The organism is Vicinamibacterales bacterium, assembly GCA_035699745.1.
Classification (GTDB): domain Bacteria; phylum Acidobacteriota; class Vicinamibacteria; order Vicinamibacterales; family 2-12-FULL-66-21; genus JAICSD01.
On the sequence record DASSPH010000032.1, the window covers coordinates 1 to 22,457 of the forward strand.

The following is a 22,457-nucleotide window of genomic DNA, read 5'->3' on the forward strand; positions in this document are numbered from 1 at the left end:
GAGTGTGCCGATGCGACGCCACTTTTTCGCTCTCAGCCTCGTCACCGCCGCCGGTTTCGCACTGCTCAATGCCCAGACGGCGTCGCAACCACCCGCGCAGCCGGTGCGTTCACCCACCCGCCCCGTGCAGGGCGTCACGTCTGCAGCGGCGAAGCGGCCGCCGTCGGTCATGATGGATGCCGTCGATCCCGCACTGTTCAACGGCATGCGCTATCGCCTCGTCGGGCCGTCGCGCGGCGGGCGCGTGACGACCGTGACCGGCGTGCCGTCGCAGCCGCGCACCTTCTATATGGGCGTCGCCAGCGGCGGACTGTTCCGCACCACGGACGGCGGCGCCTCGTGGGTCCCGATCACCGACGGCAAGGTCCCGCTCGGATCGACCGGCTCGATCGCGGTTGCCGAGTCCGACCCGCGCATCATCTATCTGGGCACCGGCTCGGACGGCGTGCGCAGCAACGTGTCGACGGGCCGCGGCGTCTACAAGACGACCGACGGCGGCGAGACGTGGCAGTTCGCCGGGCTGCGTGACGCCGGACAGATCGGCGCCGTCCGCATCCATCCCACCGATCCGAACATCGTCTGGGTCGCCGCGACCGGCGACATCTTCAAGGCCAACGCCGAGCGCGGCGTCTTCAAGACCATCGACGGCGGCAAGACGTGGAAGAAGACGCTGTTCGTCAGCGACACGGTCGGCGCGATGGACGTCGAACTGCAGCCGGGCAGCCCGAACGTCGTGTATGCGTGGATGTCGCGGCTGGAGCGCAAGCCGTGGACGATCATCAGCGGCTCCAGGGACGGGGGCTTCTACAAGAGCACCAACGGCGGCGAGAGCTTCACGAAGATCGCGACCGGACTGCCGTCGGATCTGATCGGCAAGGCGAACCTCGCGGTGACGGCGGCCAGGCCCGATCGCGTCTACGCGCTGATCGAGGCCAGGCCGGGCGGCGGGTTCTACCGCTCCGACGACAGCGGCCAGACCTGGACGCTGATCAACCCGCAGCCGTCGCTGCTGCAGCGCCCGTTCTACTACACGACGCTCGGCGCCGATCCGACGAACGCGGACGTCGTCTACGCGGGCGCGGAAGGGTTCTTCAAGTCCGTCGACGGCGGCAAGACCTTCACCAGCATGCGGACGCCGCACGGCGACAACCACGACATCTGGATCAACCCGAAAGACGGCAACACGATGATCCAGTCCAACGACGGCGGCGCGAACGTGTCGTTCGACGGCGGGCGGACGTGGTCGACGCAGTTGAACCAGCCGACCTCGGAGCTGTACGGCGTGTGGGTGGACAACGAGTTCCCCTACAAGCTCTACGCCGCGCAGCAGGACAACAGCACGCTGATCATCCCGAGCACCGCGAATCCCTTCAACCCCGACGAGTACAACGCCAACGGACCCGGCTGCGAGACCGGCCCGATCATGCCGCACCCGAAGGATCCGAACATCGTCTACGGCTCGTGCAAGGGGCAGTACGGCGTGATGGATCTGCGCACCGGTCAGGAGAAGCAGTACTGGATCGGCGCGCAGTCGCTCTACGGCAATCCCGGCAGGGACCTGATCCTGCGCTTCCAGCGCGTCTCGCCGATGGCGACGTCGCCGCACGATCCCGAGGTCCTGTATTACGGCTCGCAGTACGTGCACCGCACCCGGGACAAGGGCGTGACGTGGGAGAAGATCTCCCCCGATCTCACGGCGTTTCCCGACTGCTGCCAGGGTCCCAGCGGCGAGCCGATCACGCGCGACGTCACCGGCGAAGAGTTCTACAGCACGCTCTACGCGATCACGGAGGCGCCGACCGAGCGCGGCGTGATCTGGACCGGGTCGAACGATGGTCCGTTCCACGTCACGCGCGACAACGGCAAGACGTGGACCAATATCACGCCGAAGGATCTCCCGACCGGCGGCCGCGTGCAGTGGATCGAGGCGTCGCCGCACCGCCGCGGCTCGGCGTACTACAGCGTGTATCGCTACCTGCTCGGCGACTACGCGCCCTATATCTACAGGACGGACGACTACGGCAGGACCTGGACGCGGCTCACCGACGGCAGCAACGGCATCGCCGCCGACACGCCCACGCGCGTCGTCCGCGAGGATCCGGAGCGCGAAGGACTGTTGTACGCCGGCACCGAGTTCGGAATGTACATCTCGTTCGACAATGGCGGCCACTGGCAGCCGTTCAACCTGAACCTGCCGCAGGTGCCGATCACCGACCTCAGGCTGCATCGCAAGGATCTCGTCGTCACCACCCAGGGGCGCGGCTTCTGGGTGCTCGACAACGTCACCCCGCTCCACCAGATCGCGCCGCAGGTGACGACGAGTGCGGCGCATCTGTACAAGCCGCGTGACGGCTATCGCACGCGCGTGAGTCCGAGCGTGCTGGGCCCCGCGATCGACTACTACCTGCCCGCTTCGCACAGCGGTCCCGTGACGATCGACATCCTCGACGCGGCGGGAACGGTCGTGAACAGCTACAACAGCGAAGCCCCGGCGGGTGGCGGCCGGGGCCGCGGAGGACGCGGCGGCGGCGCCCCGATGACGACGAGCATGGAGCCGCCGGATCCCGAGACGGGCGGCGGCGGCCGCGGGCGCGGCGGGCCGGCGCCGCGCGTCACCAAGGACGGCGGGCACAATCGCTTCGTGTGGAACGCGCAGACGTCAGCCGGCTTCGCGGCGGTCCCCGGCGCGTACCAGGCGCGGGTGAAAGCGGGCGAGTGGAGCGCCACGCAGCCGTTCACCCTGCTGATCGATCCCCGCGTCGCCGCCGGCGGTGTGACGGTCGCGGATCTGAAGGAGCAGTTCGATCACAACGTCCGCGTCCGCGAGCTGTCGACGCGCGCCGGCCAGCTCCTCGCCCGCGTCCGCGGTGCGATGGCGGGAGACGCGGCGAAGGCGCAGGCGGCCAGGGCGATCTACGAGCAGCTGGTGAACACGCCCGAAGGGGTGCGCTACGCCAAGCCCGGCCTGCAGGCGCACATCCAGTATCTCGGCGGCATGACCAGCGGCGTCGATCAGAAGATCGGCCGCGATGCCATCGAGCGCTACCAGGCGCTGAAAAAGGAACTGGAGGCGCTCGAAGCCAAGGCAGAGGCGGCGGGACTCTAGGGAGCAAAAACCGGTTGACCGTCCCTCCCGCCGGCGCCTAGACTCCGGCAGCGAATCCCAGGGACAGGGCTACCCACGTGCGCAGGGCTCCGGCTCTGAGGGTGCCCCGTCTGCAATCGGATCGCGTCATGGGGAGGGGAAGAGGATGTTGCGTTGCCTGCGGTATACGTGTGCCCTGTTGCTGATCGCGGCGTTCGCCGCGCCGGCCGCGCGGGCGCAATCCACGGCGTCGATTTCCGGCACGGTCAAGGACGCGTCGGGGGGGGTCATCCCCGGCGTCACCATCGTCGTCAAGAACGATACGACCGGTAACACGCAAGAAAGCGTCACCGATACGGATGGCGCCTACCAGTTCACGGCGCTCGGCGCCGGCTCCTACACGATCACGGCGTCGCTCGCCGGATTCAAGACCGCAACCGCCAAGGGCGTGCGGGTTGCGCCTGGACAGCCCGTCACGATTCCGCTGACGCTCGAGGTCGGCGCGCTCAGCGAGGTGGTGACCGTCGCGAGCAGCTCGGAATTGATCAACACGCAGACCGCGACGGTGGCGGCGACGCTCAACGCGGATCAGCTCACCCGCATGCCGACGCCGACGCGCAACGCGCTGAACGCCGTCGCGTTCCTTCCCGGCGTCAACACCACCGGCACGAACCGCGATTCGACGATTCTCGGCCTGCCCGAAACGTTCCTGAGCATCACGCTCGACGGCGTGAGCAACAACGACAACTTCCTGCGCGCGACCGACGGGTTCTTCGCGTCGGTCACGCCCCGCCAGGACGCCGTGGAAGCCGTGTCGGTCACGCTCGCGGCGGCGGGCGCCAACGTCGGCGGCGGCGCCGGCGCCGTCACCATGGCATTCACCACGCGCTCGGGCGGCAACCGCTTCTCGGGCAGCGTCTACGAGTACTATCGCAGCCCGCGCTTCAACTCGAACTACATCTTCAACCAGTACAACCACCAGGGGAAGAACCAGGTCAAGCTGCACACGTTCGGCGGCCGGGCCGGCGGCCCGATCGTGATTCCCGGCCTCTACGACGGCCGGAACAAGGCGTTCTTCTTCGGGCACTTCGAACAGATCCGGTTCCCGAACACCTTCACGCGCACGCGCACCGTGTTCAACAACCGCGTGCTCGACGGCTGGTTCCGCTATCAGTTCGGCAGCGAGATCCGCGAAGTCAACCTGCTCACGCTCGCGGCGGCGAACGGACAGTCCGCGGCCGCCGATCCGACGATGATGAAGCTGTTCGGCATGATCGACGCCGCCACGAAGACGACCGGCACGCGCAGCGCCTCGAACGATCCGCTCTACGACACCTACGTGTGGCAGAGCCCGGCGAAGCTGCTCGAGTACCAGCCGACGGTGCGCCTGGACTACAACCTGAGCACGAATCACCGGCTGAGCGGGTCGTGGTCCCAGATCACCGCGAAGCGCACGCCGGACTACCTGAACAACGCCGATCCCCGATTCCCCGGCGCGCCGAACCAGCGCGATTTCGAGTCGATCCGTCCGCTGACGTCGATTTCCCTGCGCTCGACGCTGACCAGGAACATCGTCAACGAGCTGCGCGGCGGCGCCACCGCGTTCGGGCCGGGGTCGCATTTCGGGCAGCCGTCGAGCGTCGCATCGCGCAACGATCCGACGACGTTCGCGGATTCGAACGGCTTCGCGATTACCACCCCGGGGAGCACGACCGACTGGTTCACCTCGAACGGCCCGAGCTGGCGCGGCGCGCCGACCTACAGCCTCGACGAGACGTTGACGTGGCAGCGGGGCAGCCATACGGTCACCACCGGCGGGAACCTGCTGATCTCGAATGCGACCTCGTCGAGCCAGCAGATCGTCCGCGGCATCACGCTCGGCTTCAACACCGATTTCGATCCCGCGGCCGGGCTGTTCACCACCGCGAACTTCCCCGGCGCGTCGACCGATCAGCTCAACGCGGCGCGCGCGACGTTTGCGTCGCTCACCGGCCGCGTCGCGACGATCAGCAGCCAGGCCGTGCTCGACTCGACCGGCAAGTACGTCGAGCTGGGGCCGGTCACCCAGGAAGGCGGCATCAAGGTCTACGGCAGCTTCGTTCAGGATTCCTGGAGGCTGAAACCGAACCTGACGCTGACGGGCGGCCTGCGCTATGACGTGCAGACGCCGTTCAAGCCGTTCACCAGCGTACTCTCGTCGGTGACGATGAACAGCATCTGCGGCCTCTCGGGCATGGGCGACGGTGGGCTCTACAGCAAGTGCAACTTCAACAATCCCGGGGCGTCGGGCGGCGCGGTGCCGCAGTTCATTCAGTTGAAGGAGGGCACCGAGGGCTACAAGACCGACTGGGACAACTTCGCGCCATCCGCCAGCGTCGCGTGGCGTCCGAACGTCCAGTCGGGGTTCATGCGCGCGCTGCTCGGCGAGCCGGACCAGGCGACGGTCCGGGCCGGCTACTCCGAGGCCTACGATCGGGCGGCGCTCACCACGCTCATCGGCGTCTTCGGCTCGAATCGCGGCGGCACCATCAGCCTGAACCGCAACGCCAACACTGGACTCGTCCAGCCCGGCACGTCCTGGCCGGTGCTGCTGTCCCAGACCAATCGCCTGGTCCCGCAGGACTTCAACCCGGATCCGACGTACCCGATCGCCGTCGGCGCGAACCGCTCGGACAGCCTGAATGCGTTCGCCCCCGACATCAAGATCGCGCGCGTGCGCAACTGGACCGTCGGCTTCGCGCGGTCGATCTCGCGCGACATGGCGGTCGAGATTCGCTACGTCGGGAACCGCGGCGACAACGAATGGTCGCAGATCAACTACAACTGCACCGGCAACACGACCAACACGAATGCGTGCACCGGCATCCGCGGCGAGAACCTGGTCGCCAACGGCTTCCTGAACGAGTTCAAGCTGGCGATGGCGAACCTCCAGGCCAACAACGCGTCGGGCGTCAGCAGCCGGGTGGGATCGTTCGCCTACTTCGGGCCGGGCAGCGGCACGAATCCGCTGCCGATCTACCTCGCGTACTTGAATGGCAGCCGCGACGCCGGGAATCCGGCCGCGTACGTCAACGCCTCCACCACGTGGACGAATTCGACGATCGCCGGCCGGCTGGCCGCGCCGAACCCCAATCCCAACGCGGCGGCGGTGGATCTCGATGCCAACCTGACCCGCCGCAACCAGGCGCAGGCGCTCGGCTACCCGCGGAACTTCTTCGTGCTCAATCCCGACGTCGCCAACGTGAACGTCACCGACAGCGGCGCCTTCAGCAAGTACAACGCGCTGCAGATCGAGCTGCGGCGCCGGCTCTCGAAGGGCTTCTCGGCGAACCTCAACTACCAGTACGCCTTCGAGGGCGGCTCGCAGTTCGACGGGTTCAGCTTCGGGCGCGCCTGGACGGACACCCCGGTCACCGGCAATCCGACCATCCGCCATGCGATCAAGTGGCAGGCGGACTGGACGCTGCCGTTCGGGCGCGGGCAGCGCTTCGGGAACGGCGTCAATCACCTCGTCAACGGGTTGCTCGGCGGCTGGAGCGTCACCGGCGTCGGCCGCTTCCAGACGACGGTCCAGGATCTCGGCAACGTGCGGCTCGTCGGCATGAGCAGATCCGAGCTGCAGAAGATGTACAAGTTCTACATCAAGGACAATGCGGCGACCGGCATCAAGGAGGTCTGGATGCTGCCCGACGACGTGATCCTCAACACGCGCCGCGCGTTCAGCACCAGCAACGCGACCGCGGACGGCTACTCGGCGAGCCTCGGCGCGCCGACCGGCAAGTACATCGCGCCGGCGAACTCGGCAAACTGCATCCAGGTCAAGGCGGGCGACTGCGCGCCGCGCAACCTGCTGCTGCTCTCGCCGTGGTTCAAGCGCGTCGACTTCGGCGTCGCCAAGCGCGTCGACGTCGGCGGGCCGAAGAACGTCGAGATCCGGTTCGACGTCCTCAACCTCTTCGACAACCCGAACTACAACCCGGTGTCGAATCCGGGCAGCGGCGCGACGATCTTCAGAACCACCGCCGCCTATACCGACCCGAGCAACACCTACGACCCCGGCGGCCGCATCGGTCAGCTGACAGCCCGTTTCAGCTGGTAGCGCCGCAAGGCAGTCTGATGGCCGGTGCGATCCCGACGGATCGCACCGGCTTTGTTCTTCCGGAAGCGGCCCATGACCATGTTCCTCTTGCTGGCGCTGCTGGCGGCCGGACCCGTGGAACAGACCGGGGTGGCTCGCGAAAGGCCGCGCGGCGTCATCGTCGACTTCGCGGCGCTGCACTCGGACGGCACGCCCGTCCCGAATCTGGCCGCCCACGAGGTGGAAATCCGCATCGGCGATCGCCTGCGAGTGGTGCGATCGCTGCATCGGGTCACCGCCGCTCCGCCGCCGGAGCCCGCCGCGCCGCGCATGCGCCCGCCCTTCGGCACCAACGAGGACGTCATTACCGGACGCCGCTTCGTGCTGATCGTGGATCAGGAATCGTTCCGCGCCGGCAGCGAGCCGCTGCTCCGCAATGCGGTCGAAGGGCTGGTGGCGAACCTGACGCCGTACGACGCGTCGATGCTCGCCGCGCTCCCCTTCGGCGGCGTGATCGTGCCGCTCACGACCGACGGCGCGCGCGTGCGCCGCGGCATCGATCGCGTGGCCGGCCAGGGGTCGCGCGGCGAAACCGGATCGGACCTGGCGTGCCGGACGAGGCGGTTCCTCGAGAGTCTCGAACCGTTCGTGATCGAGCACGGCTCGGCGGAGCAGCCGACCACGCTCGTCGTCTTCACCGCGGGTCTGGCCGCGCCCAGACGGGACGCACCGATGGCGATGGCGCCGGGAATGTGCGAGCTGGTGCCGGACCAGTTCAGGCGTCTCGCCGCCGCGATGTCGGCAGCGCGCGCCAACGTCTACGTGCTCGTGCCCGCAGACGTGGCGATGAACGCCGCCGGATCGCGCGAATCGATCGGCGGCGGCAACTTCCGCGGGTCCGACAACCCGCTCGAAGGCATCGAGCACCTCGAAGGAGTGACCGGCGCGCGGCGGCTGCCGCTCGAGGCCACGGGAACGGGATCGCTCGTGCGCGTGGCGCGCGAGAGCGCGTCGTATTACCAGGCGGAGCTGGTGCCGGAGCGGAACGAGGTGTTCGAGCGCAGCCGGCCGTTCTCGGTGAAAGCGCTGCGCCGCGACGTGACCGTCCGGGCGCGGCCCGAGATCACGCTGCGCGATCCCGCCAGGCACCCCGCCGGGACGAAGCTGTCTGTCCCGGATCTGCTGGGTTCATTCGAGGCGGTAACCGACTTGCCGCTCCGCGTTGCCGGGTTCACCGTCCGCGAAGCGGCCGATCGTTTGCGCGTCGGCGTGGCCGTCGAGACCGGGGATCCGGCTGTGACGCTGTCGTCGGTCGGAGCGATCCTGATCGCGGACGGCCGCGTTGCCGGCCGCTGGTTTGCCAAGGACGCCAGCGAGCGCCCGCTGCTCGGCGCGATCGCCGCGCAGCCAGGCAGCTACACGCTTCGCGTCGCCGCGCTCGACGCGGCCGGCCGCGCCGGCGTCGCGGAAGAACACATCGAGGTCGGACTGGCGCAGGTCGGGCCGTTGTCCCTGGGCTCGCTGATGCTCGGCGTATCGGGACCGGAGGGAACGCGGCTGCAGCTGCTGTTCGCCGCGGAGCCGGCCGCGATCGCCTCGTTCGACATCTACGGCGGCGCGGCCGGTCTGCGCCTGTCCGCGGCGATCGAAGTCGCCCGCGATCTCGGCGGGGCCGCGATCGTCACCGTGCCGCTGGCGCTGAAGCGAACGGATGACCAGCGCGTGGTGGCAACCGGTGCGGTGCCGCTCGGCGCGCTGCCGCCGGGGGACTACGTGATCCGAGGTGTCGTCCGCCTCGAGGATGGCACGACCGGACGCGTCGTCCGGACCTTGCGGAAGGCGCCGCGGTAGCCCGCCGCCGGTCATTTCGCGGGCACGACCTTGCGGAGCGTCCGGATCACCCGTGTGGGCGGATGGTCGTCGAGCGCGACGACGGCGCGGACGGTGTAGTCGCCGGGAGGGAGCGCGCCGATCGGCAGCGCCGCTCTGCCGACGTAGCGTCCGCTCGCCCCCGCTTCGATGCCGAGCGGCACCGACAGGCGCGCCGCCGCGTTCGGTGCGTCGGCCAGCTCCAGCACGGCGCTGACTTTCGCGCCCGGCGCCGCGCCCGCCATTTCGACGTAGCCGATCGCGACCGGCTCGTTGACGAACTGCAGACGGGGCACGAAGCCCCCCTCCCGCGACAGTCCGAGAATGATCGAGCTGATCTTCAACGTGCCGGTGCGCGCGAGATCGACGTCGATCCCGTAGTCCGCCGCGCCGGCGCGGCCGCTGGCGTCGATCGCCGCGACGCGCAGGCGGTAGGCGCCGGGCGGAACCGTCGTCGCGCCCAGGATGGGGGAGCGCTCGAGATCCGCGGGCTGCGCGAGCCATCCGCCCGCGACCTTGCCGTCGCGATCGAAGAGCGCGGCCGCGAGCGCCGAGAGCTTCACGTTCGGCTCGACCGCTTCGCCGATCGTCAGGACCCGGATCCTGCCGTCGCTCTCCTCGAACGACGCGAACGCCGCCGCGCGCAGCGGCAGGTCGCGAAACTCCGCCGTCGTCGACAGCATGTCGCGCGTGGACGGCGACGCCCCCTTGGCGCTGCGCGCGTCCGGCGGCTCGTAGGCGATCGCCCGGCTGGCGCGGACTTCGGCGCCGCCGCGCGAGACGCGCACCTCGAGCGGGTGCGTACGTCCGCCGTCGGACTTCTGCAGGTCCACCGACGCGACGTAGTACGCGGCGCTCTCGTCGAGGATGCGGTCGAACGCGGAACGCTCGCCGGCCCCCACGTTCAGCAGCTTGCCGCCGGTGACGCCGAGCAGCTGTTCGATCCCCTCGACCGGATTGTCGCCGCCGGTGGCGCCGACGCCGGCGATGTTCTCGCGCAGCACCGAGCCGGTCGACATGATGTCCACCGGCGGGACGATGTAGAACTGCGCGCGGGCCACGCCGGCGGCGTCGCCGGCCTCGCGGAAGGCGTCGAGCCGCAGCTCGCACATGCCCGGCGCCATCGTCGAGGGGGCGTCGCGCCGCGGCGGCGCGAGGCCGGAGGTCAGCAGCACGACGACGGTGGGCGCGTCAGGAGCGCGCAGCGTGCGGAGCCGCCGGGAAAGCGCGAACAGCGTCTCGCGGGTCCGGCACGCGAGCTCGGATCCGGTCTGGCGCGAGTCGCCGCGTCCGGCGAGCGTCGCGAGCGCGCTGCGGATCCGCGTGCGATCCGTCGTCGGCGGGATGTTGACCCCGCCGCGCGGAATCGCGATCAGCGAGATGCGATCGCTGGGGCCGGCGCCGGTGAGCAGCCGCTCCGCGGCGCCGCGCAGCGCCTGCTCGCCGCCGGCGGCGAAGGACTCGTCGTCGACGATGAGATGGATGTCGCGGCCGCGGGAGGTGACGCCGTTCGAGCCGAACGGCGGCGGCGCCGCCGCCGCGGCGCTCCGGCCTGAGCCGCCGAGCGCGACCAGCTGCAGCGACCGGACGTCCCTGGTCCGCCCGTCGATTCTGACGGACACCTCTTCCATCTTGAGGTCCTGGATCGGCATGCCGCCGCTGGTCACCACGGCGAAGCTGACCGGCAGGTAAGGGGTCGCCCGCTCCGCAGGGGGTGACTGCACCTGCTGTCCGGAAATGGAAATTCTGGACAGCCCTGCGATCGCGACGCTGAATCCGGCGGCGAGAAGAAGCCGGCTCATCATGCGCGGAAGCATAAACCCGATTGACCCGTGGCGGGAGCGGCGCTATGGTTGCCGCAACTTCCGGTTCTTTGCCATCAAGGAGGAGGGGCCTTGATTCCCAGAAGTCTGTTCCGCGTGTATGTCTGCCTCGCGCTGGCGCTCGCCGTCAGCGTTCCCGCCTTCGCGCAGGGCGCCAATGCCTCGATCAGCGGCACCGTCGTCGACAACTCGGGCGGCGCGATTCCCGGCGCGAACGTGGTCGTGAAAGGTGAATCGGGCGTCTCGTTCGAGGCGATCTCGAACGGCGAAGGGCTGTTCACCGTACCCAGCGTCGCGCCGGGCGTGTATACGGTGACGATCTCGCTGAGCGGCTTCAAGACGGCGGTCCTGAAGGACGTACGCGTCGCGGCCGGCACGCCCGCGTCGCTCAAGGCGGTGCTGGAGGTCGGCCAGCTCACCGAGACGGTGACGGTCGCGGCCAGCTCGGAATTGATCAACACGCAGACGGCGACGGTCTCGTCGACGCTGAACTCCGATCAGCTGCTCCGGATGCCGACGCCGACGCGCAACGCCTTGAACGCGGTCACCTTCCTGCCCGGCATCAACACCGCGACGACCAACCGCGAGTCGCGGATCAACGGGCTGCCGGAATCGTTCGTCAGCATCACGCTGGACGGCGTCAGCAACAACGACAACTTCCTGCGCTCGTCCGACTCGTTCTTCGCGTCGGTGACGCCGCGCCAGGACGCGGTCGAAGCGGTGAACGTGACGACGGCGGTGCAGGGAGCGCAGACCGGCGGCAGCGGCGCGGTCAGCATCAACTTCTCGACCCGCTCGGGCACCAACCGGTTGAACGGCAGCGCCTACGAGTACTGGCGCGATCCGCAGCTGAACTCGAACTACTGGTTCAACAAGCGCAACGGCCTGCCGAAGAACGCCGTGAAGCTGAATCAGTACGGCGCGCGGCTCGGCGGCCCGATCGTGATCCCGGGGATCTACGACGGCCACAACAAGGCGTTCTTCTTCACCAACTACGAGCAGATTCGCTTCCCCAACAACTTCACCCGCACGAGGGTGACGCTGCACCCGCGCGCGGCCGAGGGCTGGTTCCGCTACACGGTCAGCGGGCAGACGCGCGAGGTCAACGTGCTGCAGCTCGCGGCGGCGAACGGGCAGCTCGCCGCGACCGACCCGACCGTCATGGCGACGCTCGCCCGGATCAACGCGGCGGCGCAATCGCAGGGCACGCTCAATCCCACCAGCGATCCGATGCTGAATCAATATGTCTGGCAGAGCCCGGGGAGGCTGTTCGAGCACCAGCCGACCAGCCGCATCGACTACAACCTGACCGATCGCCACCGCCTGAGCGGGTCGTACGCGATCATCTGGGCGGAGCGCGATCCCGACTACCTGAATGGCGTCGACTCGCGATTCCCCGGCGGTCCCAACTACCGGTTCTTCCGCTCCCGCCGGCCGCTGCACTCGTACACGCTCCGCTCGACGCTCGCCGGCAACAGGGTGAACGAAATCAAGGTCGGCATCACCGCCAAGGGCGGCGCGTCGAAGTTCGGGTTTCCAACCGATCCGAGCGGCAATCCGGAGAGCTTTGCCGACACCGGCGGCTTCGCCCTGAACTTCCCCGACTTCGACAACGACAATGTGCTGACGAACTGGCACGCGACCAACGGCCCGAGCTGGCGCAGCGCGCCGACCTACAGCATCGACGAGTCGCTGACCTGGCTGAAGGGCAAGCACAGCTTCAACTTCGGCGTCGCGTTCCTCCGCGCGACCGCGTGGGAGATGGCGCAGCAGATCGTGCCGGGCATCGACTTCGGCTTCAGCACGACGCTCGATCCCGCGGCGGGACTCTTCAACTCGACCAACTTCCCGAACGCGTCCACCGGACAGCTGAGCGACGCGCGGGATCTCTACGCGATGCTGACCGGACGCGTGTCGGCGGTCACCGGCCAGGCGGCGCTCGACCCCAAGACCAACAAGTACGTCTTCCTCGGGCCGCGGCGCCGCGAAGGGAAGATCGATCTGTACTCGGGATTTGCCCAGGACTCGTGGCGTCTGAGCCCGACGCTGACCCTGACCGGCGGTCTCCGCTACGACGTGCAGCTGCCGTTCTCCGCCGGCAACAGCACCATGACCAGCGTGTCCATGGCGGACATGTGCGGCATCTCGGGCCTCGGTGACGGCGGCCGCTACAGCCGCTGCAACTTCTTCCAGCCGGGCGTCACGTCGGGGCAGCCGCCGGCGTTCCGCCAGCTGACCGAAGGCACGCTCGGCTACAAGACCGACTGGAACAATCTCGCCCCGTCGGTCAGCGTGGCGTGGCGGCCGAACCAGCAGAGCGGCTTCTGGCGGACGCTGCTCGGCGATCCCGAGCAGGCGACGCTGCGCGGCGGCTACACCCTGTCATACGAGCGCCAGGGCATGGGCATCTTCACGGGCGTCTACGGATCGAATCAGGGGAGCACGATCAACCTGGCGCGCAACGAGAACCTGGGCAATCTCGCGCCGGCGGGACAGTGGCCGGTGCTGTTCAGCCAGCGAGAGCGGCTGTCGCCGCAGACGTTCCGCGAGGATCCGACGTTCCCCATTGCCGTGCGCGCCGCCCGCGCCGACGACATGGCGGGCTTCGCGCCCGACCTCGAGATCGCGTCGGCGGGCACCTGGACGATCGGCTTCCAGCGCTCGATCACGCGCGACATGGCGTTCGAAGTGCGCTACGTCGGCACCCGCGGCTGGAACCAGTGGTCGGAGTTGAACTACAACGCGGTGCGCGGCGAGGTCCTGCAGAAGAACGGGTTCCTGAACGAGTTCAGGAACGCCATGGCCAACCTCAGGGCGAACAACGCGGCGGGCGGCAACCGCGTCGGATCGTTCGCCTACTTCGGCCCCGGCACCGGCACCAGCCCGCTGCCGGTCTACCTCGCGTATCTGAACGGGTCGCGCGACTTCGGCAACCCATCCGCGTACTCGGGGACGAACTGGACCAACACCACGTTCGCCGGGCGCATGGCGGCGGTGCCCAATCCGGTCGCCTCGGCGGAAACGGATCTCGACGGCAACGCGACGCGGCGGGCGAACGCCATCGCGGCCGGCATCCCGGCGAACTACTTCGTGCCCAATCCGGACGTGGACGACGTCGACGTCACCGACAGCGGCGCGTTCAGCGACTATCACGCGTTCCAGTTCGAGCTGCGCCGCCGCCTGTCGAAGGGGCTGTCGGCGAACGTGAACTATCAGTACGCGATCGAGCGAGGCTCCGCGTTCGACGGCTTCTCCTTCGGCCGCGAGATGGCCGATCAGGGCAACGTGCGCCACGCGATCAAGACGCAGTGGGACTGGACGGTGCCGGTCGGACGCGGCCAGCGTTTCGGCAACAATCTGCCCCCGCTCCTTCAGGGGATCGTCGGCGGCTGGCGGTTCAACGGCGTCGGCCGCATCCAGGCCCGCACGCTCGACTTCGGCAACGTGCGGCTGATCGGCATGACCGAGAAGGACCTGCAGAAGATGTACAAGTTCGACATCCGGGTCGATCCCGAGACCGGACTGCGGACGGTGTACATGCTGCCGGACGACGTGATCGTCAACACCCGCCGCGCCTACAGCACCAGCTCGACGTCGCTGAACGGCTACTCGACGAGTCTCGGGGCGCCGGAAGGGCGGTACATCGCGCCGGCGAACTCGGCGGACTGCATCCAGGTGCGCGCCGGCGACTGCGCCTCACGGAACCTGCTGATCCGCGCGCCGTTCTTCACCCGGTTCGATCTCGGCGTCGCGAAGGAGTTCCCGATCAAGGGACGCAGCAACTTCCAGATCCAGATCGACGTGCTGAACGTGTTCGACAACATCAACTTCAACCCGGTCGCCAACCCGGGCACCGGCGCGACGATCTTCCAGGTGACGAGCGCCTATACGGATCTGAGCAACACCTACGATCCGGGTGGACGCCTGGGCCAGATCATGTTCAGGATTAACTGGTAGGAGGAGCGAGGCTCGAGGAGCGAGGATCGAGGATCGAGCCTCGCTCCTCGTTCCTCGCTCACTGACAGAGCTTCAGGTCCTGCACCATCGGGAAGATCCCCTGCGCCAGCGAGGCGCCGCCGCCGAAGCCGGGGCCGGGGCCGCGGTACGAGCGAATGAACTGGCTGCTGTCGTCAATCGGCAGCTCGGAGGCATTGCGGCAGAAGTCCATCCAGATGCCGTCCATGTTCAGATACTGCTCGACGTTCGACAGGTAGAACGCGGACACCATCGCGTTGTGCTTCTTCAGCCACGCGCCGACGGCGCGGAGCGCCTTCGGTCCGGCGAAGTTGCCGACGATCGGCACGAAGAGGTTCCTGGTGTGCAGCGACTTCAGCACGGTGAAGTTCTCTTCACTCGCCAGATACCCGCGCAGCGTGCCTGATTCGTCCGTCGCGACCATCAGGTCGGCGTAGGTGGGGGAGTTGCGGCCGCCGCGGCCCCCCATGCCGCCGCTCATCCAGTAGGTCAGGTCCGGGCCGTACTTGAAGAAGTACTGGTAGACGTACTCGATGCCCGGCGCGTCATCGGGGGTCAGCGCGAACTTCCGGGTCTTCTGCAGGTGGTCGATGATCGCCTTGTAGTTGCTGTCGTAGAGCTTTTGATCGGGCGCGACCGCCGCGTAGGCGCGGAAGATGTCGCGGACGGTCGAGGCCGCCGTCAACCCCTCGGGGCGCGGCCGGGAGAACAGCTTGCCGACGAACTCGGCGCGGTCGGCCGAGGTCTCGAACAGCGCCTTGTACATCAGGTGCAGATCGAGATTGCCGCGGCGCACGTCGGTGATGAACACCATGGCCGGCTTCAACGCGGCGATGTACGTGAAGTTCTGCTCGGGGCCCACGCCCATGTAGACGCGACCCGGCTTCGCGACCGCGAGCAGATCCGGGATGACGTACTGCAGCCACACTTCGTTCGACAGCAGGTTGTCGGATCTGAAGTAGCCGTTCGGTTCCGACAGATCGTTGACCAGCGTCCAGAACTCTTCGTTCGAGAGCCGTTCGGGCAGCTTCAGCGGCGCCGGAGCCGGTGCGGGGGCCGGTGCGGACGCGGCGGCCGCCGCGGGCGGCGGCGGTGGAGGAGGGCCGGCGCTCGGCGGCGCGTGCCGCGCGCAGCCGGCAGGCATCGCCGCGATCACGACAACGAGCAACCGGGCGGCCAGACGATTGAGCATGTGCTTCAAGGTGGGTTGACCCCGCTGCCGAATCCTAACAGAATCTCGGCCTATGAATCAGAACCGTACTCTGGCCGCGGCGCTCGCCGCCTGCGCGATCGTCGCGACATTCGGATCCGGCACGACCACCGGCGCGCGCCATCCGCTGGGCGGATCGATCGCTCAGGCGCCGGCGCCCGCGGCGTCCGCGGACCGGCTGACCGCCGACGTCCTGAAGGGACTGACCTTTCGCAGCATCGGCCCGGTGATTCAGACCGGCCGCGTCCAGGATATCGCCATCGATCCGAAGAACCCCAACACGTGGTACATCGCCGCCGCGTTCGGCGGGGTCTGGAAGACGGTCAACCGCGGCGCCACCTTCACGCCGATTTTCGACGACGGCGGCGCGTTCAACCTGTGTTGCATCGTCATCGATCCGAAGAACTCGAACGTGCTGTGGCTCGGCACCGGCGAGAACAAGAGCCAGCGCAGCGCCCACTTCGGCGACGGCATCTACAAGTCGACCGACGCGGGCCAGACCTGGAAGCGGATGGGCCTCGAGAAGTCCGAGCACCTCGGCCAGATTCTGATCGATCCGCGCAACTCGAACGTCGTCTATGTCGCCGCGCAGGGACCGCTGTTCAACGCCGGCGGCGAGCGCGGTCTCTACAAGACCACCGACGGCGGCGCGAAGTGGGAGCGCGTCCTGCACGTCAGCGACGACACCGGCATCAGCGACATCGTCTTCGACCCGCGCAACGCCGACGTGATTTACGCCGGCGCCTACCCGCGCCGCCGCCACGTCGGCCAGATGATCGGCGGCAGTCCCGAGGGCGGCATCTGGAAGTCGACGGACGCGGGGAAGAAGTGGACCAAGCTCACCAGGGGCCTCCCCAAAGACGACGTCGGCCGCGTGGCGCTCGCCGTCGACCCGAAGAACCCGGCGCGCGTCTACGCGATGATCAGCGCGAAGTTTCCGCGCGGCGGCCGCGGGTTCGGCGGCGGCGCCGGCGGTCAGGGACGCGCGGCCGGTCCGCCCGCGCCGGTGACGGCCGCGGCGGCAGTCGTCGACGAGCAGGGCTTCTATCGATCGGACGATTCGGGTAACACGTGGGCGCGCGTCGGCAGAGTGGCGCCCCCCGCCGGACGCGGCGGCACGACCGTCGCCCCAGGCGGCGGCTCGCCGCAGCCGCCCCAGGCGACTCAGGGCGCCGGCGGCGGCGAGTGGTATCGCGGCGGCGGCGCGGCCTACTACTTCGAGATCTTCGTCGACCCGCACCGCCCCGAGTGGATCTGGTCGATCAACACCAACATGAACGTGAGCAAGGACGGCGGCAGGACGTGGGAGACGCCGGACTTCGAGGGCAAGACCGGCATGCACGTCGACCATCACGTCGTGGAGTTCGATCCGACGGATCCGAACCACATCCTGATCGGCAACGACGGCGGCGTGTACGAGACCTACGACGTCGGGCAGACGTTCCGGTTCTTCGCCAACCTGCCGATCACGCAGTTCTACCGGCTGTCGGTCGACAACGCGAAGCCGTTCTACAACGTGTGCGGCGGAACGCAGGACAACTGGTCGGTGTGCGGACCGGCGGCGAGCGCGAATCGCTGGGGCGTGCGCACCAGCGACTGGTACGTCGTCGCCGGGGGCGACGGGTTCCAGACCCGCAGCGATCCCGAGGACCCGCGGATCGTCTACGCCTCGTCGCAGGACGGCAACATCTCGCGGCTCGATCTGCGCACCGGCGTCTCGCGCAGCATCCGTCCGCGCAGCATTCCGGTGTCGACCGCGGATGAAGGCGGACCCGCGGGGCCGAACCAGGCGCCGATCGGGCAGCGCGGCGGCGCCCCGGCGGGGCCGCCGCCGGGACCGCCGCAGAGCGGCGCGCAGAGCGGCGCGCAGAGCGCGCAGCAGCAGGGGCAGCAGGCGGCGCAGCAGCAGGCGGCCTCGCGCGAGCAACAGGGCGGGGCCGGGCGTGGCGGGCGCGGGGCCGCCGGCGGACCGCCCGATGCCAACGCCGATCGCCCGAACTGGGACGCGCCCTACATCATCAGCCCGCACAATCCGCGGCGGCTGTACTGGGCGAGCCAGTACGTCTATCGCAGCGACGATCGCGGCGACAACTGGGCGCGCATCAGTCCGGATCTCTCGCGCAACCTGAAGTGGCAGGAGCTGCCGATCATGGGAAAGGTGTGGCCGCTCGACTCGGTGGCGTACCACGAATCGACGACCGCGCTCAGCAACGTCGTGGCGATCGACGAGTCGCCGCTGCGCGAAGGGCTGATCTGGGTCGGGACCGACGACGGGCTGGTGCAGGTGACGGAGAACGGCGGCAGGAGCTGGCGGAAGATCGAGCAGTTCCCCGGCGTGCCGCAGTACACCTACGTCACCGACGTCTTCCCGTCACCGCTCGACGCCGACACGGTGTTCGTCTCACTCAACAACTGGCAGCGCGGCGACTACAAGCCGTACATCGTCAAGAGCGCCGATCGCGGCCGCACCTGGACGAACATCACCGGCAACCTGCCGGACAAGCACGACGTGTATTCGGTGATCCAGGATCACGTGAACGGCAATCTGCTGTTCGCGGGCACGGAGTTCGGCGTGTTCACGAGCGTCGACGGCGGGCAGCGCTGGGTGCAGCTGAAAGGCGGACTGCCGACCATTCAGGTGCGCGACATGGCGGTGCAGCGGCGCGAGAACGATCTGGTGCTCGGGACGTTCGGCCGCGGGTTCTACGTGCTGGACGATTATTCGCCGCTGCGCGAGATGACGCCGTCATCAGAAGCATTTCCGCTGGATGATGTCGCGCGGCTCTACCCGCTGCGCGACGCCTACATCTTCAATCAGCTCGGGATGGCGCCCCCCGGCACCGCCGGCATCGGCGCGATGTCGGGCAACTGGACGGCGCCGAATCCGCCCTACGGCGCGGTGTTCACCTACAGCGTCAACGCGAGCCTCCCCGACGCCGAGAAGCTGGTGCTGACGATCGCCGACGAGAACGGGCGCCAGATTCGCCGTCTCGATCTCGACAAGACGTCGGGCCTGCGGCGCATCGCGTGGAACCTGCGAACCGATCCGCAGCCCGGGAATCCGGCGGACCAGGGGCGCGGCGGTGGCGGCGGCTTCGGCCGCGGCGTCAACCAGGGGACGCCGGTTGCGCCCGGCCGCTACCGCGCGACGATCGGCCGGCTGGCGGGGGACAAGTTGTCGGCGATCGGGCAACCGGTCTTCTTCAGCGTGCTGCCAATCGAGCTGAAGTAGCCGGGGATCGGGATCGGAAAGCGGAACGCGGCAAGCCGCAAGCGGCCAGCGGGCGAACGGCACATGAGCGCGTGATAAACTTCGCGCCCATATGCCGATCGTTTTCACGCCGTCGCGCAGCGCCGGCGTGCTCGCCGCGTCGCTCGGCGCGCTGCTGCTTGCCATCATTCCGGTTCAGCCGTCGGCGCAGGGCGGACAGGCGCCCGTCGCGCCGCTTCCGCCGCCCATCAATCAATCGAGCGACCCGCTGCTGCGCAGTTTCCGGTTCCGCTCGATCGGTCCCGCCAGCATGGGCGGGCGCATCGACGACATCGCGGTGTCCGAAACCGATCCCAACGTCATCTATCTCGGCTACGCCGTGGGCGGCGTGTGGAAATCCGAGAACAACGGCGTCACCTTCGAGCCGGTCTTCGACACCTACAGCACCGCCTCGATCGGCGACATCGCCATTCATCCCCGTGACCCCAACGTCGTCTACGTCGGCACCGGCGAGCCGAACAACCGCCAGACGTCGTCGTTCGGCGACGGCATCTACAAGACCACCGACGGCGGCAGGACCTTCACCCACATCGGCCTGAAAGACACCCAGACCATCGCGCGGATCGTGATCGATCCGAAGAACCCGGAGACGGTCTACGTGGCGTCGCCGGGGCACCTCTTCGGTCCGAACCCGGAGCGCGGCGTGTACAAGTCGACCGACGGCGGCAAGAACTGGAACCTGGTGAAGTTCATCGACGACGACACCGGCTTCACCGACATCGCGATCGATCCGGCCAACACCAGCACTCTGTACGCCGCGAGCTATCAGCGCCGCCGCAGCGGCTGCTGCTTCAACGGCGGCGGCCCCGGCAGCGGGTTGTGGAAGACCACTGACGCGGGCAGGACGTGGACGAAGCTGACCAACGGGCTGCCTCCCGGCACCTACGGCCGCATCGCCCTCGACGTGTCGCGATCGAACCCGAACGTCGTCTACGTGCAGATCGAGGCAGGGCAGGTCGGCCAGCCGCTGACGACGCCCGGCGTGCAGCAGAGCGCTGCGACCGAAGCGACGCCGGCGGGCGCGGCTGCGGTCGTGCCGCCGGTCACCGCGCCGGCGCAGCCGCCGACGCCGACGCCGCCGCCCGCGGGTCGCGGTCGAGCCGCGGGCGTCCCGCCGCAGCCCGGGACGACCCAGCCGGGCGGAGGCCGAGCGGGCGGCGCCGGGCGGGGCCAGGCGTACAACTGGTGCAACAACGCCGGACCCGGCCGCGGATTCCCCATCGGCCGCGGCGGCCAGACCGCGCAAGGCGATCCGCCGACGGTCCCGCCGCTCGACCCGGCGCGCGGCGGCGTGTTCCGCTCTGAGAACAAGGGGCAGTCCTGGACGCTCGTGAGCAACTGCAACGCGCGGCCGATGTACTTCAGCCAGGTGCGCGTCGATCCGGCGAACGACAGGACGGTCTACGTGGCCGGCCTGCCGATCTACAAGTCACTCGACGGCGGCAGGAGCTTCGCGTCGCTCGACGAGGCGGGCGGACACGGCGATCCCGGCCACGTCGATCAGCACGCGTTGTGGATCGACCCGCGCAATCCGAAGCATCTGCTGATCGGCAACGACGGCGGCCTGAACATCAGCTGGGATCAGGGCCGGAGCTGGGACTTCGTCAACACGATGGCGACGGCGCTTCCCTACATCGTGAGCGCCGACATGCGGCGGCCGTACTACGTCTACATCGGACTGCAGGACAACGGCAGCTGGGGCGGACCCAGTGCGGTGCGCGGCCGCGGCGGCATCATGAACTCGCACTGGTTCGGCATCGGCGGCGGCGACGGCTTCCACACCGCGGTCGATCCGACCGACCACAACATCGTGTTCACCGAGTCGCAGGACGGCAACACCAACCGCTACGATCTGCGCACCGGACGCGGACAGAGCGTCCGGCCGAACGCCGGCGGCCGCGGCGGGCGCGGCAACATCAACGTCCTCAACGCCGCCGCGGGTGACGTCTACCGGTTCAACTGGAACACGCCGTTCCAGATCTCGCCGCACAACCCGAAGATCTTCTGGCTCGGCGGCAATCGTCTGTTCAAGTCGTACAACCAGGGGGAGACCTACGTCGCCAGCCCCGATCTGACCCGGAGCGTCGATCGCAACACGGTGGCGCTGATGGGCGTGCCGGGCAACGTCACGCAGTTGTCGAAGAACGACGGCGTCGTCTCCCACAGCACGATCACGACGCTGTCGGAATCGCCGGTGATGCCGGGCGTCGTCTGGGTCGGCACCGACGACGGGAACGTGCAGGTGAGCCGCGACGGCGGCGCGACGTTCACCGAGGTCAGCCGGAACCTGCCGGGACTGGCGCCGAACGTGAACCACTGGATCTCGCGCGTCGAGGCGTCGCACTTCGATCAGGCGACGGCCTACGTCTCGGTGGACGATCACCGCGCCGACGACCTGAAGCCCTACATCTTCGCGACCAAGGACTTCGGCAAGACCTTCGAGAGCATCACCGGCAACCTGCCGCCGTTCGGCAACGTGCAGGTGATTCGCGAGGACCCGAAGAATCCCGATCTGCTGTTCGCCGGCACCGAGTTCGGCCTCTACGTGACGCTCGATCGCGGCAGGAACTGGCAGAAGTTCATGAACAACTACCCGACGGTGCGGACCGACGACATCCTCATCCACCCGCGCGACAACGATCTGATCGTCGCCACCCACGGGCGCAGCGTGTGGATCGCGGACGACATCACGCCGCTGCAGCAGCTCACGCCGGCGGTGAAGGATGCGGACGTGACGCTGTTCGACATCCGCCCGGCGGTGGCCTGGCTCAACGATCAGCAGAACAACCAGCAGGTCGGCGGGCAGAAGGTGTTCGTCGGCGAGAACGCGCCGCGCGGCGCGGCGATCAACTACTACCTCAAGGCGGCGGCGTCCGGCGACGTGAAGATCACGATTGCCGACGCGACCGGCCGCGTCATCCGCACGCTCGACGGCCCGAAGACGGCGGGCCTCAACCGCGTGATGTGGAACCTCGCGCCGCAGCCGCAGCAGCCGGCCCCGGGCGGCGGGTTCGGCGGCGGACGCGGCGGCGGAGCAGTCGGCGAAGGCACGTATGTCGTCACGCTGGAGGTCGGCGGCAGGAAGCTGACCAGGCCGCTGCAGGTGTTGCGGGACGAATGGCTCAACCAACGGTAAGGACACTGCT

General features: G+C 68.5%; 8 protein-coding genes. 6 read left to right on the top strand and 2 right to left on the bottom strand.

Going from position 1 to position 22,457, the window contains the following annotated elements; translation table 11 throughout:
* The first annotated feature begins 103 nt into the window (after window positions 1–103).
* From VFK57_06125 to VFK57_06135, 3 genes are all read left to right on the top strand, one after another.
* Window positions 104–3,106, top strand: coding sequence for a hypothetical protein (locus VFK57_06125; protein ID HET7695267.1), 3,003 nt, complete (start codon window positions 104–106; stop codon window positions 3,104–3,106).
* Between the two features lie 145 nt (window positions 3,107–3,251).
* Window positions 3,252–7,184 (top strand): TonB-dependent receptor, encoded by a 3,933-nt coding sequence (locus VFK57_06130; GenBank protein ID HET7695268.1) that lies wholly within the window; start codon window positions 3,252–3,254, stop codon window positions 7,182–7,184.
* A 72-nt stretch (window positions 7,185–7,256) separates the two neighbouring features.
* On the top strand, window positions 7,257–9,014 hold the full coding sequence (locus VFK57_06135) for a hypothetical protein (protein HET7695269.1): 1,758 nt from the start codon (window positions 7,257–7,259) through the stop codon (window positions 9,012–9,014).
* Window positions 9,015–9,025: 11 nt separating this feature from the next.
* Here the strand turns inward: VFK57_06135 and VFK57_06140 are convergent, their stop codons facing one another.
* A complete protein-coding gene (locus VFK57_06140) occupies window positions 9,026–10,834 on the bottom strand; it encodes a hypothetical protein (protein ID HET7695270.1) in 1,809 nt (602 codons plus the stop codon).
* Window positions 10,835–10,927: 93 nt separating this feature from the next.
* Between VFK57_06140 and VFK57_06145 the strand changes: the two genes are divergently transcribed.
* Window positions 10,928–14,812: a carboxypeptidase regulatory-like domain-containing protein gene (locus VFK57_06145; GenBank protein HET7695271.1), complete on the top strand. Its 3,885-nt coding sequence runs from the start codon at window positions 10,928–10,930 to the stop codon at window positions 14,810–14,812.
* 58 nt (window positions 14,813–14,870) lie between these two features.
* Here the strand turns inward: VFK57_06145 and VFK57_06150 are convergent, their stop codons facing one another.
* Complete coding sequence (locus VFK57_06150; protein ID HET7695272.1) at window positions 14,871–16,022, bottom strand: hypothetical protein; 1,152 nt, start codon at window positions 16,020–16,022, stop codon at window positions 14,871–14,873.
* Between the two features lie 52 nt (window positions 16,023–16,074).
* On the opposite strand from VFK57_06150, the gene VFK57_06155 reads away from it, so the two are divergent.
* Window positions 16,075–19,272 (top strand): hypothetical protein, encoded by a 3,198-nt coding sequence (locus tag VFK57_06155; GenBank protein HET7695273.1) that lies wholly within the window; start codon window positions 16,075–16,077, stop codon window positions 19,270–19,272.
* Between the two features lie 91 nt (window positions 19,273–19,363).
* Window positions 19,364–22,447, top strand: a complete 3,084-nt coding sequence (locus VFK57_06160; protein ID HET7695274.1) for a hypothetical protein — start codon at window positions 19,364–19,366, stop codon at window positions 22,445–22,447.
* The last annotated feature ends 10 nt before the right edge of the window (window positions 22,448–22,457 follow it).

Excerpts from the sequence above, each read along its gene's own strand:
- VFK57_06155 (HET7695273.1), top strand. The coding sequence starts at position 16,075 with ATGAATCAGAACCGTACTCTGGCCGCGGCGCTCGCCGCCTGCGCGATC.
- VFK57_06150 (HET7695272.1), bottom strand. The coding sequence starts at position 16,022 with ATGCTCAATCGTCTGGCCGCCCGGTTGCTCGTTGTCGTGATCGCGGCG.
- VFK57_06135 (HET7695269.1), top strand. The coding sequence starts at position 7,257 with ATGACCATGTTCCTCTTGCTGGCGCTGCTGGCGGCCGGACCCGTGGAA.
- VFK57_06130 (HET7695268.1), top strand. The coding sequence starts at position 3,252 with ATGTTGCGTTGCCTGCGGTATACGTGTGCCCTGTTGCTGATCGCGGCG.
- VFK57_06160 (HET7695274.1), top strand. The coding sequence starts at position 19,364 with ATGCCGATCGTTTTCACGCCGTCGCGCAGCGCCGGCGTGCTCGCCGCG.
- VFK57_06140 (HET7695270.1), bottom strand. The coding sequence starts at position 10,834 with ATGAGCCGGCTTCTTCTCGCCGCCGGATTCAGCGTCGCGATCGCAGGG.